General features: G+C 65.5%; 13 protein-coding genes. 7 read left to right on the top strand and 6 right to left on the bottom strand.

Annotated features, from left to right (window positions below):
- Window positions 1-239 precede the first annotated feature (239 nt).
- Both ettA and OMK73_RS29255 read right to left on the bottom strand, forming a co-directional pair.
- Window positions 240-1,907, bottom strand: a complete 1,668-nt coding sequence (gene ettA / locus OMK73_RS29260) for an energy-dependent translational throttle protein EttA (protein WP_267605107.1) — start codon at window positions 1,905-1,907, stop codon at window positions 240-242.
- Window positions 1,908-1,970: 63 nt separating this feature from the next.
- Window positions 1,971-2,738, bottom strand: coding sequence for a FadR/GntR family transcriptional regulator (locus OMK73_RS29255; RefSeq protein WP_267606558.1), 768 nt, complete (start codon window positions 2,736-2,738; stop codon window positions 1,971-1,973).
- A 324-nt stretch (window positions 2,739-3,062) separates the two neighbouring features.
- On the opposite strand from OMK73_RS29255, the gene OMK73_RS29250 reads away from it, so the two are divergent.
- The 7 genes from OMK73_RS29250 to OMK73_RS29220 all read left to right on the top strand — a co-directional run bounded on the left by OMK73_RS29250 (window position 3,063) and on the right by OMK73_RS29220 (window position 10,175).
- Window positions 3,063-4,796 (top strand): IlvD/Edd family dehydratase, encoded by a 1,734-nt coding sequence (locus tag OMK73_RS29250; RefSeq protein ID WP_267605106.1) that lies wholly within the window; start codon window positions 3,063-3,065, stop codon window positions 4,794-4,796.
- A gap of 90 nt (window positions 4,797-4,886) precedes the next feature.
- Window positions 4,887-6,059 (top strand): ABC transporter ATP-binding protein, encoded by a 1,173-nt coding sequence (locus tag OMK73_RS29245; protein WP_267605104.1) that lies wholly within the window; start codon window positions 4,887-4,889, stop codon window positions 6,057-6,059.
- Window positions 6,056-7,375, top strand: a complete 1,320-nt coding sequence (locus OMK73_RS29240) for an ABC transporter substrate-binding protein (RefSeq protein WP_267605103.1) — start codon at window positions 6,056-6,058, stop codon at window positions 7,373-7,375. Before OMK73_RS29245 ends, OMK73_RS29240 begins: the two co-directional genes overlap by 4 nt.
- Window positions 7,376-7,477: 102 nt before the next feature.
- Entirely contained in the window at window positions 7,478-8,377 is a 900-nt protein-coding gene (locus OMK73_RS29235; RefSeq protein ID WP_267605102.1) for a carbohydrate ABC transporter permease, read from the top strand.
- Entirely contained in the window at window positions 8,374-9,261 is an 888-nt protein-coding gene (locus OMK73_RS29230; RefSeq protein WP_267605101.1) for a carbohydrate ABC transporter permease, read from the top strand. The genes OMK73_RS29235 and OMK73_RS29230 overlap by 4 nt, the downstream gene beginning before the upstream one ends.
- Before the next feature lie 138 nt (window positions 9,262-9,399).
- Window positions 9,400-9,627 carry a hypothetical protein gene (locus OMK73_RS29225; RefSeq protein WP_267605099.1) on the top strand — a complete coding sequence of 76 codons (228 nt, stop codon included), beginning with the start codon at window positions 9,400-9,402 and terminating at the stop codon, window positions 9,625-9,627.
- A 59-nt stretch (window positions 9,628-9,686) separates the two neighbouring features.
- On the top strand, window positions 9,687-10,175 hold the full coding sequence (locus tag OMK73_RS29220) for a M48 family metallopeptidase (protein ID WP_267606557.1): 489 nt from the start codon (window positions 9,687-9,689) through the stop codon (window positions 10,173-10,175).
- A gap of 35 nt (window positions 10,176-10,210) precedes the next feature.
- On the opposite strand, the gene OMK73_RS29215 is transcribed toward OMK73_RS29220, so the two are convergent.
- The 4 genes from OMK73_RS29215 to OMK73_RS29200 all read right to left on the bottom strand — a co-directional run bounded on the left by OMK73_RS29215 (window position 10,211) and on the right by OMK73_RS29200 (window position 14,676).
- Window positions 10,211-10,726, bottom strand: coding sequence for a RidA family protein (locus OMK73_RS29215; RefSeq protein WP_267605098.1), 516 nt, complete (start codon window positions 10,724-10,726; stop codon window positions 10,211-10,213).
- Between the two features lie 85 nt (window positions 10,727-10,811).
- The gene (locus tag OMK73_RS29210; RefSeq protein WP_267605097.1) at window positions 10,812-11,222 is read right to left on the bottom strand and encodes a c-type cytochrome; all 411 of its coding nucleotides are present in this window, start codon (window positions 11,220-11,222) and stop codon (window positions 10,812-10,814) included.
- A gap of 25 nt (window positions 11,223-11,247) precedes the next feature.
- Window positions 11,248-12,840: a flavin monoamine oxidase family protein gene (locus OMK73_RS29205; protein WP_267605096.1), complete on the bottom strand. Its 1,593-nt coding sequence runs from the start codon at window positions 12,838-12,840 to the stop codon at window positions 11,248-11,250.
- A 513-nt stretch (window positions 12,841-13,353) separates the two neighbouring features.
- Complete coding sequence (locus OMK73_RS29200; protein ID WP_267605095.1) at window positions 13,354-14,676, bottom strand: PQQ-dependent sugar dehydrogenase; 1,323 nt, start codon at window positions 14,674-14,676, stop codon at window positions 13,354-13,356.
- Window positions 14,677-14,772: the final 96 nt, after the last annotated feature.

Raw genomic sequence — 14,772 nt, 5'->3', positions numbered from 1 at the left:
CCTCTCCCCTCAGGGGGAGAGGGGTGGCTTAGCTAGGAGCCACTTGAAGCGAAGCCCGTGGTGTTTTCCAGCACGCAGGCGTAACCAGCGCCCGCCCTCTCCCCCAGCCCCTCTCCCGCGCGCGGGAGAGGGGAGCACGACAACGCAGATCCGGCTTTGTCAGAAAGCTGAGGCCCCGCGCGAGCGGGGCCCTTGTCCTTTGTTGGCGCGCAACCGTACGCCGCCTTCCGAGATCCGGCTTATCGCACGATAGGCTTGTAACGAATACGCTTGGGCTTGGCACCCTCTTCACCCAGGCGACGCTTCTTGTCCGCCTCGTATTCCTGGTAGTTGCCCGGGAAGAACTCCACGTGCGACTCGCCCTCGAAGGCCAGGATGTGAGTGGCGATCCGGTCCAGGAACCAGCGATCGTGGGAGATCACCATCACGCAACCGGCGAACTCCAGCAGCGCGTCTTCCAGCGCGCGCAGCGTTTCCACATCGAGGTCGTTCGACGGTTCATCGAGCAGCAGCACATTGCCGCCGGAGATCAGCGTCTTGGCCAGGTGCAGGCGCCCGCGCTCGCCGCCCGAGAGCGTGCCCACGTGCTTCTGCTGGTCGGAGCCCTTGAAGTTGAAGCGGCCGATGTAAGCGCGCGACGGAGTTTCGTAGCGGCCAACCGCCAGCACGTCGGCGCCGCCGGAGATCTCTTCGAACACGGTCTTGCTGCCGTCGAGCGCATCGCGGCTCTGGTCCACGTAGGCCATCTTCACGGTCGGGCCGACCTTGATCTCGCCGCTGTCCGGCTGTTCCTTGCCGGTGAGCATGCGGAAGAAGGTCGACTTGCCGGCGCCGTTGGGGCCGATGATGCCGACGATGGCGCCGGGCGGCACCTTGAAGCTGAGGTCGTCGATCAGCAGGCGCTCGCCGTAGGCCTTGCTCACGCCGTTGAACTCGATCACCTCGTTGCCCAGGCGCTCACCCGCGGGGATGAAGATTTCCTGGGTTTCGTTGCGCTTCTGGTATTCCTGGCTGTTCAGTTCGTCAAAGCGCGCCAGACGCGCCTTGGACTTGGCCTGTCGCCCCTTGGGGTTCTGCCGCACCCATTCCAGTTCCTTGTGCAGCGCCTTCTGGCGGGCCGACTCGCTCGATTCTTCCTGCTTCAGTCGCGCTTCCTTCTGGTCCAGCCAGGAGCTGTAGTTGCCCTTCCAGGGAATGCCTTGGCCACGGTCCAGCTCCAGGATCCACTCGGCCGCGTTGTCAAGGAAGTAGCGATCGTGGGTCACCGCCACCACGGTGCCGGGGAAGCGCGTGAGGAACTGCTCCAGCCATTCCACCGATTCCGCATCCAGGTGGTTGGTCGGTTCGTCGAGCAGCAGCATGTCGGGGCGCGACAACAGCAGGCGGCACAGCGCCACGCGGCGCTTCTCGCCGCCCGACAGGTTGCCCACCTTGGCTTCCCACGGCGGCAGGCGCAGCGCGTCGGCTGCGATCTCCAGCTGCAGCTCGGCGTTGTTGCCGTCGCTGGCCGCCAGGATGGCTTCGTACTTGGCCTGGTCCGCTGCCAGCGCGTCGAAATCCGCATCCGGCTCGGCATAAGCCGCATAGATCTCGTCGAGCTTCTTGCGGGCTTCGAACACGCCGCCCAGCGCCGCTTCCACCGACTCGCGCACGGTTTGCTCGGGATCCAGCTGCGGCTCCTGCGGCAGGTAGCCGATGTTCAGGTTGGGCATGGGCGTGGCTTCGCCTTCGATTTCCTTGTCGAGGCCCGCCATGATCTTCAGCACGGTCGACTTGCCCGAGCCGTTCAGGCCCAGCACGCCGATCTTGGCGCCCGGGAAGAAGGACAGGGAAATGTCCTTGAGAATGTGACGCTTGGGCGGGACGATCTTGCCCACGCGGTTCATGGTGAAAACGTACTGTGCCATGCGGATCCGGGTGAAATTGGGGGAATCGGCCAAGTGTAGCAAAGCCGGTCCGCACAAGGCCCTTCATGACGCCCCTGAGGACGCTTTCCGGGCGCGCGGCGCGGCGCTCGGCGTGCCGGCTGCGCGCTTGCGCGCGCGGGTCAAGCTGGAGGTCAGGCGGCGGTAAGCGATGTCCATATGCCGCTGCATGACCGCGCGCGCCAGCTCCGGATCCTTGCCGCGCAGCGCCGCCAGCACTTCGCGGTGCTCGGCGATGGCCTGGGCCCAGACCTCGGGCGTCTCGAAGTGGCTGTTCAGCTGATCGAACAGCGGCCCGAGGCGCAGGTCGAAGAGCCGGCGCACCACGCCCACCAGCACGCTGTTGCCGGTGGCTTGCGCCACCCGCACATGGAACAGGCGATCCGCATCGAGCGGCTTGATGCCGGCGGCAGCTTCAGCGGCCATCTGCGCAATGGCCTCCTCGATCGCGTCGAACTGGGCCTTGCGCCCGCTCCTGGCCGCCAGCGCGGCGACCTCGCCTTCCACCAGCGCACGCGCGCGGATCAGCTCGAGCGGCCCTTCCTCGCCGGACAGGTCGAAGCCGCCGTCGACGGATGACGGCGGCTCGCACACGTAGATGCCGGAGCCCATCCGCACTTCGATATAGCCCTCGACCTCGAGCGCGATCAACGCCTCGCGCAGCGATGGGCGGCTGACGCCGAGCTGCACCGACAAATCCCGCTCCGCCGGCAGGCGCAGGCCCACCGGAAACTCGCCGGCCTGGATCAGCGTGCGCAGCTGGGCGCTGATCTGGCGGTACAGGCGTTGCGGTTCGATCGAATGGATAGGCATGTGCGGCCCGAGCGTCTGGCGAATTGGTTTGACCATTTGTCCAGCCGGCTGGAGTCTAGGCAGCGCGCTAGCGAATGTCCAGGCGGATTCATCGCGCGCTGCAGCATGCGCTGCGGCATCGGTAAAGACCACTAATTGGTAATACCAGTTTACCTGTCCAGACTCGTGAACTAGACTCCGCTCACTCGGCATGCATGCGGCAAGGCAGTGCAATTGGTCGTGGGCATCCGTATCTGCAGCGCACAATAAAGCGGGCATCAGCACACGTAGCGCCTACGCGCCAGCCGTCGCTACGCGGCCCCCGCGAAAACGCAGGAGACCCGAGTGAACGACGACAAGCCGACGCCCCCCACGCGCCGCAGCCAAGCCTGGTTTGGCCGCCTCGACCGCGATGGCTTCATCTATCGCTCATGGCTCAAGAACCGCGGCATCCCCCACGACCAGTTCGATGGCCGTCCGGTCATCGGCATCTGCAACACCTACTCCGAGCTCACGCCCTGCAACTCGCATTTCCGCACGCTGGCCGAACAGGTCAAGATCGGCGTGTGGGAAGCCGGCGGCTTTCCGCTTGAATTCCCGGTGATGTCGCTCGGCGAAACCATGCTGCGCCCCACCGCCATGCTGTTCCGCAACCTGGCGAGCATGGACGTGGAGGAATCGATCCGCGGCAACCCGATCGACGGCGTGGTGCTGCTGATGGGCTGCGACAAGACCACGCCCGCGCTGATGATGGGCGCGGCCTCGTGCGACCTGCCCACCATCGGCGTCTCCGGCGGCCCGATGCTGAGCGGCAAGTTCCGCGGCGGCGAGCTGGGCTCCGGCACCGATGTGTGGAAGATGTCGGAAGAAGTGCGGGCCGGGCAGATGTCGCAGGAAGACTTCTTCGAGGCCGAGAGCTGCATGCACCGCTCGCACGGCCACTGCATGACGATGGGCACCGCGTCGACCATGGCCAGCATGGTGGAGGCGCTGGGCATGAGCCTGCCCGGCAACGCCGCGATTCCCGCGGTGGATGGCCGCCGCAACGTGCTGGCGCGGACTTCCGGACGCCGTATCGTGGAGATGGTGAAGGACAACCTGGTGATGTCGAAGATCCTGACCCGGGACGCGTTCGAGAATGCGATCCGCGTCAACGCGGCCATCGGCGGCTCGACCAACGCCGTCATCCACCTGCTGGCCATCGCCGGGCGCATCGGCGTCCAGCTCAAGCTGGAGGACTGGGATGCGCTGGGCCACGAGCTGCCATGCCTGCTCGACCTGCAGCCATCCGGGCGCCACCTGATGGAAGATTTCTACTACGCCGGCGGCCTGCCCGCGGTGATCCGCGAACTGCAATCGGTGCTCGCGCACGACGCGCTCACCGTCAACGGCAAGACGCTGTGGGACAACTGCAAGGACGCGCCCAACTGGAACCGCGAAGTCATCCACGCCTTCGACGCGCCATTCAAGGCCAACGCCGGCATCGCCGTGCTGCGTGGCAACCTGTGCCCCGACGGCGCGGTGATCAAGCCATCGGCCGCCACGCCGGCACTGCTCAAGCACACCGGGCGCGCAGTGGTGTTCGAGAACAGCGAGCACATGCACCAGCGGCTAGACGATGAATTGCTCGACGTCGACGAGACCTGCGTGCTGGTGCTGAAGAACTGCGGCCCGCGCGGCTACCCCGGCATGGCCGAGGCCGGCAACATGCCGCTGCCGCCCAAGGTCCTGCGCAAGGGCATCACCGACATGGTCCGCATATCGGACGCGCGCATGAGCGGCACGGCTTACGGCACGGTGGTGCTGCACGTGGCGCCGGAAGCCGCCGCCGGCGGCCCGCTCGCGCTGGTGCAGGACGGCGACATGGTGGAGCTGGACGTGGCCGCGCGCAAGCTGCACCTGCATGTCGACGAGGCCGAGCTGCAGCGCCGCCGCGCCGCGTGGCGGGCGCCCGCGCTGCCGATGGAGCGCGGCTGGACGCGCCTGTATGTCGAGCATGTGCAGCAGGCCAACCTGGGCGCCGACCTGGATTTCCTGGTAGGCAAGAGCGGCGCCGCCGTGCCCAAGGACAACCACTGAGGCGCGCCGTCGCCACACACGGCTTTCCATTCGCGACGCACTGCCGCCCCCGGCATGAACGGGCATAAGCGGCTCACGGAGACACCACCCATGGCATCGGTCCAGATTCGCGGCATCCAGAAATACTTCGGCAGCACGCAGGTCATCCGCGGCGTGGACATCGATATCGCCGATGGCCAGTTCACGGTGCTGGTCGGGCCATCCGGCTGCGGCAAGTCCACGCTGCTGCGCATGATCGCCGGGCTGGAGGAGATCACTACCGGCGAGATCTCCATCGGCGAGCGCGTGGTCAACCGCCTGCCGCCCAAGGAGCGCGACATCGCCATGGTGTTCCAGAACTATGCGCTCTACCCGCATATGACGGTCTACGACAACATGGCCTTCTCGCTCAAGCTCGCCAGGGGCGACAAGGACGAGATCAAGCAAAAAGTGGCCAAGGCCTCGGCCATTCTCGGCCTGGACAGCCTGCTGGAGCGCTACCCGCGGCAGCTCTCGGGCGGACAGCGTCAGCGCGTGGCCATGGGCCGCGCCATCGTGCGCGATCCGCAGGTGTTCCTGTTCGACGAGCCGCTCTCCAACCTGGACGCCAAGCTGCGCGTGCAGATGCGCGCGGAGATCAAGGAGCTGCACCAGCGCCTGCGCACCACCTCGGTCTATGTCACGCACGACCAGATCGAGGCCATGACCATGGGCGACCAGATCGTGGTGATGCGCGACGGCCGCGTGGAGCAGCGCGGCAAGCCGCTCGAGCTCTACGACCATCCCGACAACCTTTTCGTGGCCGGCTTCATCGGCTCGCCGGCGATGAACTTCCTGCCCGGCGTGCTGCGCCTCCAGGGCGGCAATGCCGTGATCGAGTTTCCCGACGGCACGTGCCTGCCCGCCCCCGCGCGCTTGGACCCCAGCGCGGGGACCGACGGCCAGCGCGTGATCTACGGCGTGCGGCCGGAGCACCTGAGCCTGGGCGCGCCCGGCCAGGGCCTGCAGAACCGTGTATCGGTGGTGGAGCCCACCGGCGCCAACACCGAGATCTATTCCCGCTTTTGCGAGACGGAGTTCATCTCGATCTTCCGCGAGCGCCATGACTTCGCGGCGGGCGACATCCTGAATCTGGTGCCCGACCACCAGCACACGCATCTGTTCGATGCCGATTCAGGCCAGACGCTATTGCGGCGCGGCCCGGCGGCACCGGCGGAGGATCCGGGAAGCAGGCATGACCAGCACGGGGCGGAGCCCCTGACCACGGAGGAGACAAAGCGATGAGCACACCGAGCAACTTCACGAGACGCGATTTCCTGGTATCCACGGCGGCGGTTGCCGCCACCACGGCGATCGGCAATGCCTTCGCCGCGCCGGCTGCACTGCAATACAAGCCGGAAGCCGGCGCCAAGCTGCGCGTGCTGCGCTGGAAGCGTTTCGTGCAGGGCGATGAAGACCTGTGGAACGCCAACACAAAGAAGTTCACCGAGCTGACCGGCGTCGAGGTACGCGTCGACAACGAAGGCTGGGAAGACGTGCGCCCCAAGGCCGCGGTGGCGGCCAGCGTGGGCAGCGGGCCGGACGTCATCGTCGGCTGGTTCGATGACCCGCAGCAATATCCCGACAAGCTGGTCGACCTGACCGACCTGGCCACCTACCTGGGCGGCAAATATGGCGGCTGGTATGACGTCTGCCGCAAGTATGGGACGCATAACGGCAAGTGGATTGGCCTGCCGCTGGGCGTGGTCGGCAACGCGCTCGTCTATCGCGAGAGCCACATCAAGGCTGCTGGTTTCGACACCGTGCCCAAGGACATCGCCGGCTTCCTCAAGCTGTGCCAGGGCCTCAAGGCCAAGAACACGCCGTGTGGCTTTGCCCTCGGCAAGGCCGTGGGCGATGGCAACAACTGGGCACACTGGCTGCTGTGGTCGCACGGCGGCATGCTGGTCGACACCAAGGGCAAGGTGGTGGTCAACTCGCCTGAGACCTGGGCCGCGCTGGAGTATGCCAAGCAGCTCTACGCCACCTTTGTGCCGGGCACGCTGTCATGGCAGGACCCGTCGAACAACAAGGCCTTCCTCGATGGACAGATCAGCCTGACCGCCAACGGCATCTCGATCTACTACGCGGCCAAGAATTCGAAGGAGCCCAAGCTGCAGGAGATGGCGCGCGACATCCAGCACGCGCACTTCCCGATCGGTACGTCAGGCAAACCCACCGAGCTGATGCAGATCACGCAGATGATGCTGTTCAAATACTCCAAGTATCCGAACGCGGCCAAGGCCTACCTGCAGTTCATGATGGAGCCGGAACAGTACAACCCCTGGATGGAAGCCGCCATCGGCTACGTCAGCCAGCCGCTCAAGGCCTACGAGGCCAACCCGATCTGGACGGCCGATCCCAAGCACACCGTCTATCGGGACGCCGCCGCGCTGATGCTCGACAACGGCCATGCTGGCCCGCTGGGCACCGCGTCGGCCGCGGCCATGGCCGACTACATCGTGGTCGACATGGTGGCGGAGGCGGCCAGCGGCTCCAAGACGCCCAAGGAGGCGGCGGCGCGCGCGGCGGAGCGGGCGCAGCGGTACTACAAGGCGTAGTTGGCCAACTAATGGCCAACGCCTGAAGCGAGACGAGGGCGCGGCAGCACCGCCGCGCCCGCAAAAGCCGAACCCTGCGAGGTGAGCCATGCGAGGTAAACCATGATTTCCCGCCTGTTGAACAACCGCCATGCGCTGGGGCTGCTGTTCATGCTGCCCACCGCGCTGTTGCTGCTGGTCTTCCTGACGTACCCGCTCGGCCTCGGCGTATGGCTCGGCTTCACCAATACCAAGATCGGCGGCACCGGCGAATGGATCGGGCTGTCGAACTACACCTATCTGGCCGGCGACTCGCTCACCCAACTGGCGCTGTTCAATACGATCTTCTACACCGTGGTGGCCAGCGTGGTGAAGTTCGCGCTGGGCCTGTGGCTGGCGCTGCTGCTCAACAAGAACCTGCCGTTCAAGTCCTTCTTTCGCGCCATCGTGCTGCTGCCATGGATCGTGCCGACCGCACTGTCGGCACTGGCCTTCTGGTGGATCTATGACGCGCAGTTCTCCATCATCAGCTGGACGCTGGTCAAGCTCGGGCTGATCGACCGCTATATCGACTTCCTGGGAGACCCGTGGCTGGCGCGCTTGTCCACCATCGCGGCCAATGTCTGGCGCGGCATTCCCTTTGTCGCCATCTCGCTGCTGGCTGGCTTGCAGACGATCTCGCCCACGCTGTACGAGGCCGCGTCCATTGACGGCGTGACGCCGTGGCAGCAGTTCCGCTACGTCACACTGCCGCTGCTGACGCCGATCATCGCGGTGGTGATGACCTTCTCCGTGCTGTTCACCTTCACTGATTTCCAGCTGATCTACGTGCTCACGCGCGGCGGCCCGCTGAATGCCACGCACCTGATGGCCACGCTGTCGTTCCAGCGCGCGATTCCCGGCGGCTCGCTAGGCGAAGGCGCGGCGATCGCCACAATGATGGTGCCCTTCCTGCTGGCCGCCATCCTGTTCTCATACTTCGGCCTGCAGCGGCGCGGCTGGCAACAGGGAGGCGACAAATGAAAGCGACTGCCGCAGCTGAGCAGCAGGACACCGCGCAGGGGATGGACTACCTGCAATCGATACCGCGGCGCTGGGTGACCATCTACATCCCGCTGGGCATCTTCGTCTTCGTGCTGCTGTTTCCCTTCTACTGGATGGCGATCACCGCCTTCAAGCCGGACGGCGAACTGCTGATGCGCAGCGCCAACCCCTTCCTGGTGATGGCACCCACGCTCGCGCACTTCAGGAAGCTGCTGCTCGACACGCCCTACCCGGCCTGGCTGCTCAATACCGTGATCGTCTCCACGATCTCCACCTTCGCCTCGCTGGCCGCCAGCGTGCTGGCCGCCTATGCCATCGAGCGGCTGCGCTTCCAGGGCGCGAAGCAGGTCGGGCTGGCGATCTTCCTGGCCTACCTGATCCCGCCCTCGATCCTGTTTATCCCGCTGGCGTCGATCGTATTCCAGCTCGGCCTGTTCGATACGCGCTGGGCGCTGATCCTCACCTACCCCACCTTCCTGATCCCGTTCTGCACCTGGCTGCTGATGGGCTACTTCCGCTCCATCCCCTACGAGCTGGAAGAGTGCGCGCTGATCGACGGCGCCACGCGCTGGGAAATCCTGGTCAAGATCATCCTGCCGCTGGCCGTGCCGGGCCTGATCTCGGCCGGCATCTTCGCCTTCACGCTGTCGTGGAACGAGTTTATCTACGCGCTGACCTTTATCTCCTCGTCCGAGGTGAAAACGGTACCGGTGGGCATCGTCACCGAACTGGTCGAGGGCGATGTCTACCACTGGGGCGCGCTGATGGCGGGTGCATTGCTGGGCTCGTTGCCGGTGGCGCTGATCTATTCGTTCTTCGTCGAATACTACGTATCGGGCATGACCGGAGCGGTCAAGGAATAGGCGGAAAGCCAGCGGCCAAGCCGGCGGAAAGCGCAACGGTGCAGAGCGTGAACGCCTGGCAAGGGCAGGTTAAAATGCGCGTTGTTCTGCCGGTTATCGCCGGCACTGCCGAATCACGCCATATTCAAGCCAGATCAGATGAGCCCCAAACCCGCCCGCACCCTCACCTTCAAGTGCAAGAAGTGCACCAAGCCCGTCACGCTGTTTCTGCAGAAGGTGTCCGCCTGCTCGCACATCACGCCGTACCAGGGCTTTTGCAAGTGCGGTGAACTGGTGCGCCACGCCACCGGCGACAAGGACGCCGTGGAGTCCTTTGTCAGCTCCGTCGACGGCAGCTGGGCCCACCATCACCACCATCACCATTGAGCACCCGTAGCATCCCCGCCCCCACCAGCGAGGCCTGGCGCCCCGGCGTCAAGGATCCGCTGCGCTTTCTCAGCGCGTATCCCGACGGCGTGCTCGACCAGGTGCGCCAGATGGTGGCCACCAACCGCCTGGGCGAGCACCTGGCGAAGAAATACCCCGCGCGGCACACCGTGCAGACCGACCGCGCGCTGTATGACTTCACCGCCGAGCTGAAGCAGGAATTCCTGCGCACCGCGCCGCCGATCCACAAGGTCGCGTTCGATGCCAAGATCGACGTGGTGCATCGCGCGCTCGGGCTGCACACCGCCATCTCGCGCGTGCAAGGCGGCAAGCTCAAGGCCAAGAAGGAAATCCGCGTGGCGTCGCTGTTCAAGGAAGCGCCACCCGAATTCCTGCGCATGATCGTGGTGCACGAGCTCGCGCACCTGAAGGAAAGCGATCACAACAAAGCGTTCTACCGCCTGTGCGAATACATGGAGCCGGCGTATCACCAATTGGAATTCGATACGCGCCTGTTCTTGGCGTGGCGCGAGCTGGAATCCAGCTAGACAGGAACACCACGCCATCGCAGGCGCGGCCGGCCCTACTTGCGGCGCGCGGCCACCACTTCGATCTCCACGCGCCAGGCCGTGTTCGCCAGCGCCATCACCTGGAATACGGAGCGCGTCGGCAGGTTGGGCTGCTCCTTGGTGCCGAAGAACTGCGTGTAGCCCTCCATAAAGCCGGCGAAATCCATCTTGTTGTCCTTGGCGGGATCGCCCACCAGGAACACCTGCATCTTCACCACATCACCCAGCCCCAGGCCCAGGCCGGCCAGGCTCTTCTCGATGGACTTGAGTACCCCGACGGTCTGCGCCTTGGTATCGCCGCCATAGGCAAGCGGATTGTCGCGCGGCTGGGTGGCGTCCTGAACCGGCGGGACTTGCCCGGACAGATAGATCGTGGAAACCGTTGTCGGGATCTCGACAGCGGCGGCGATGGGAAACGTGGAATTCGGGATGCGGTGACGAATCACGTCGTCGGCCGCGCGGGCCGCGCCGCCTGCCAGGGCAGACAACGCGCAAAGTGCCAGGAGTGACTGACGAAAGAAGAACGGCATATTGGGTTCCTTGTAATGGATGGGTGCGGCATGGCGCAATGTGTGCCATGCCGCCTGTCGCTTGGCAACGCATTCAGCGCTGAACTCAGCGCCGGAGCTTCGCGACGTTTTCCGCGGTGATGGCATCGGTGTACTGGTTGCCGAAATGCGTGCGCACGTAGCCCACCACAGCGGCGATCTGCGCATCGTCGAGCATCTTGCCGAAGGACGGCATGCCCTTCTGGCCGTGCAACACCACATAGAGTGGATAGTCCGCTCCCGCCAGCCGGGGATCGCTGGCCAGCGCGGGGTATGCGGCGGCGCCTTTCGCCCCCTGTGCCTGCGGCATGTGGCAGCCCTGGCAGATGGCATGGAAGATCGCCTCGCCGGAGGTCTGCTGGAACTTGGGGCCGGCAGAGAAGACCGGATCGGATCGCGCCTGCGCGAACGGGCAAAACGCCAGTCCCAGCAGCAGGGCGGGCACGGCGAGCGTGCGTTGGAAGATCATGGCATTCATGGATGTGGATTCCTGTGGGAGCGGATCACGAGACGGCATGCGCATGCAGGCGCTCGATCGCGTCGAGCGCGGACAACAGCGCGCCCTCCTGCCAGGCCGGGATATAGGAAGCATGCTCCCCCGCCAGCGCGATGCGGCCATCGATCTGGCAGAGGTTCTTGTAGTGCTTCTCCCGGCTCTCATCGGTCCACAAGCCGTAGCAGCCCTGCGACCACGGCACGCGGTGCCAGCCCACCGCAATGCCGTTGTCGAACTCCCGCGCGTATTGCGGGTGTAGCTGGCTGCCCTGCTCCACGGCGCGGCGCACGCGCTCCTGCGGCGTCATGGCGGTGAACTCATAGGCATTGGGGCCGAAGGCATAGGCGCCCAGCAGCACCGACTTGCCCTTGGCGCCGTAGCGCGTGGAAGGGTAAGAGATGCGCGTGATGGGCTGGTCCGTATAGCTGATGCCGCCGTAGATGGATTCGTCCTCCTCCCAGAAGCGGCGCTTGAACTGCAGGCCGATCTTGATCGAGGCGTCATAGGGCACGGCGTTGATGGCCTGCTGCATGGCGTCGCCGACCTGCACGTCGAGCTGGCTCAGCACCGACAGCGGGATGGTGCACAGGCACCAGTCGGCCTTGGCCTGGGCGACCGCGCCGCCGTGCGCGTCATCGGTATAGGTCACGGTGACGCCGCGCTCGTCCTGCGCGATCTTCGTCACCTTGGCGTGGTAGCGGATCAGGCTGCCCACCTCGCGCTGGAAGGCCTGCGCAATCATGTCCATGCCGCCCACCGGCTGGAAAATGGTGCTCTGGAATTCGTACTCCTGCCCGCTGGCGATATAGCGCCACAGCCCGGATTGCAGCAAGTCGCTCAGTTCCAGCGGCTTGGAGGGCTTGGCCAGCGGCATCAGGCCGCCGCCGGGATCGATCTCGTAACCGCGCCGGTCACTGGTGAGCGCGCTTTCGCGGTAGCGCATCTGCGCATCGAGCGCGCCCCATTTGCGCAGGCCCTCCAGCAATTTCTCCTTGTCCTCGCGCGTGAGCGCCGTGTCCAGGTTGCCCTGCGTGGCGGCCTTGCCGAGCAGCTCCGCCACGTAGCCCTGGAAGTCGCCCTGCACATGGCGGTAGCGCTGCGCCTTGCCGCCGTAGGCCTTGGTCGAGTGCACCAGCGCGTTGTAATTGACCTGCACGAAAGGCTCGAGCGCCACGCCCAGCCGCTTGCAATAGTCGAGCACCGCATGGTGGTGATACGGGATGCGCCACGGCCCCGGGTTCAGGTATTCGCCTTTGGCGAACTCGCAGCGCTGCACGGCGCCGCCCATCTCGGTGAAGACATCGCCGCCGCGCAGGGTCCAGCAGCGGCCGCCGGCACGGCCGCTGTATTCCAGGATCTGCACCTTGTAGCCAGCGCGCCGCAACTCCAGCGCGGCCACCATGCCAGCCAGTCCCGCGCCGAGAATCAGCACCGAGGCACCGCGCTTTGCGCCCTGGAGTTTCGGCGGGCCCGTGTAACCGGATTCCGCCGCGAGGCCGAGCGAAGTCATCGCCTGGTACATTGCCGCGCCACCTGCTGCCTTGCCGACGAGCGCAAGCAAGTCGCGGCGGCTGAAGGCCTTACTGTCAATTGAAGTCATGTTCAGGCTGTCGAGGAGTCTTTGTGGGTTGCGCATTTCACACCGCTAACGTCACCAGGCACGGTACGGCAGCGCGATGCGCCGAATAGCGCACGCAACATCCATGCCATTTCTGACATATTCGACCGCGCTCCCGCTGCGCCTGTCGATGGCCCGGCCAAATGCGCCATCCGTAAAACGTGGCCATGCAAGGGGTCATGTGCCGAACGCGCCACTGTCCTCAGATGTTTGCATTAGCGCCTCAGGGTACCGAGAACGAGCCCGCACCGCAGGGCGCATGCGCAGCAGCCCTAGCGAAGCTGCCCCACATTAGTGTGTCCATGCCGCGTCGCGGTGCACGACGCGTACCGCGCTCGCGTGGTGAAGCGGAGGACTGCCGGCCCGAGTTGTTCAAGCTAATCGTGCAGATCGTGCAGATGGTCATCGTCACTGCGAAGCAGCGGGCCAGGTCACGCGCGCAGCTTGATTGCGGGGCAGCCGCCGATCGTGCGGCGGCGCCCTGGCAACGCACCTTTACTTCGCCGCGGTCACCCGCCAGACCACATCGCCAACATCATCCGCCACCAGCAACGCGCCGCGCTTGTCGATGGCAACGCCCACCGGGCGCCCTTGCGCGTCGCCGTCCTTCGTCAGGAAGCCGGTGAGCACGTCGACCGGGTCGCCCGCCGGCTTGCCGTTGGCGAACGGCACGAAGATCACCTTGTAGCCGCTGTGCGGCTTACGGTTCCACGACCCGTGCTGGCCTACGAACATGCCGTTCCTGAAGCGGGAGGGCAACGCGTTGCCTAGCGCCGAGGCCAGGCCAAGCGACGCGGTATGCGGGCCGACGGCGTAGTCGGGCGCAATGGCCTTGGCCACCATCTCCGGCTGCTGCGGCTTTACGCGTTCGTCTACATGCTGGCCGTAGTAGCTGAAGGGCCAGCCATAGAAAGCGCCGTCTCTGACCGAAGTGATGTAGTCCGGCACGAGATCGCTACCGATCTCGTCGCGCTCGTTTACCGCAGTCCATAGCGCGCCGCTGTCGGGATCCCAGGCCATGCCGTTGGCATTGCGCAGGCCGCTGGCAAACACGCGGTGCGCGCCGGTCTTGGGATCGACCTCCCAGATGGCTGCCCGCGCCTCCTCCTTGTCGAGGCCGTTCTCGCCGACGTTGCTGTTGGAGCCGACGGTGACGTAGAGCTTGCTGCCGTCCCTGCTGGCGATGATGTTCTTGGTCCAGTGGTGATTGATGGGGCCGGCAGGCAGGTCGACCACCTTCACGCCGGGCCCAGTGATCTGGGTCTGCCCCGGCTGGTAGGGGAAACGCAGGACGGCATCGGTGTCCGCCACATAGAAGTCATTGCCCACCAGCACCATGCCGAAGGGCGAATGCAGGTCCTTGAGAAATACGGAGCGCGCATCGGCGACGCCATCGCCATTGGTGTCGCGTAGCAGCGTGATGCGATTGGCGCTTGGCACGCCGGCGCCCGCGCGTTTCATCACCTGCGTCATGACCCAGCCCCGGATGCCCTTGCCATCATCCGGCTTGGGCGGCGCATTGGTTTCGGCCACCAGCACGTCGCCGTTGGGCAGCACGTAGATCCAGCGCGGATGGTCCAGCTTGCCGGCGAACGCCACGACGGACAGGCCGTCCGCTGCAACCGGTCTGGCACCATCGGCCCAGCCTTTGGCAGGGGCGATGTTCACCGTGGGCAGCATGGTCCTGTTTGGCGATGGTAACTGCGGACTCAAGCCGGTGCCGGCGGAGACCGGCAGGGTCGCGGTGTCGCCACATGCGGTCAAGCCCGCCGCCATCAGCAGGCAGAGAGTCAAAATGGACAATCGCTGCAAGGGCATGATCGGCTCTCCGGAAAGGCGGCGCGTCGCCCCGTCGGCGTGCGCTGTCCGCTCCACTATAGAACGCATGCGCGATGCCGGGTGTCGGCGGATTGG

It is taken from the genome of Cupriavidus sp. D39, assembly GCF_026627925.1.
GTDB classification, from domain to species: Bacteria; Pseudomonadota; Gammaproteobacteria; order Burkholderiales; family Burkholderiaceae; genus Cupriavidus; species Cupriavidus ulmosensis.
Note: the sequence above shows the minus strand (reverse complement) of the source record. Positions and strands in the feature narration are given on the sequence as shown.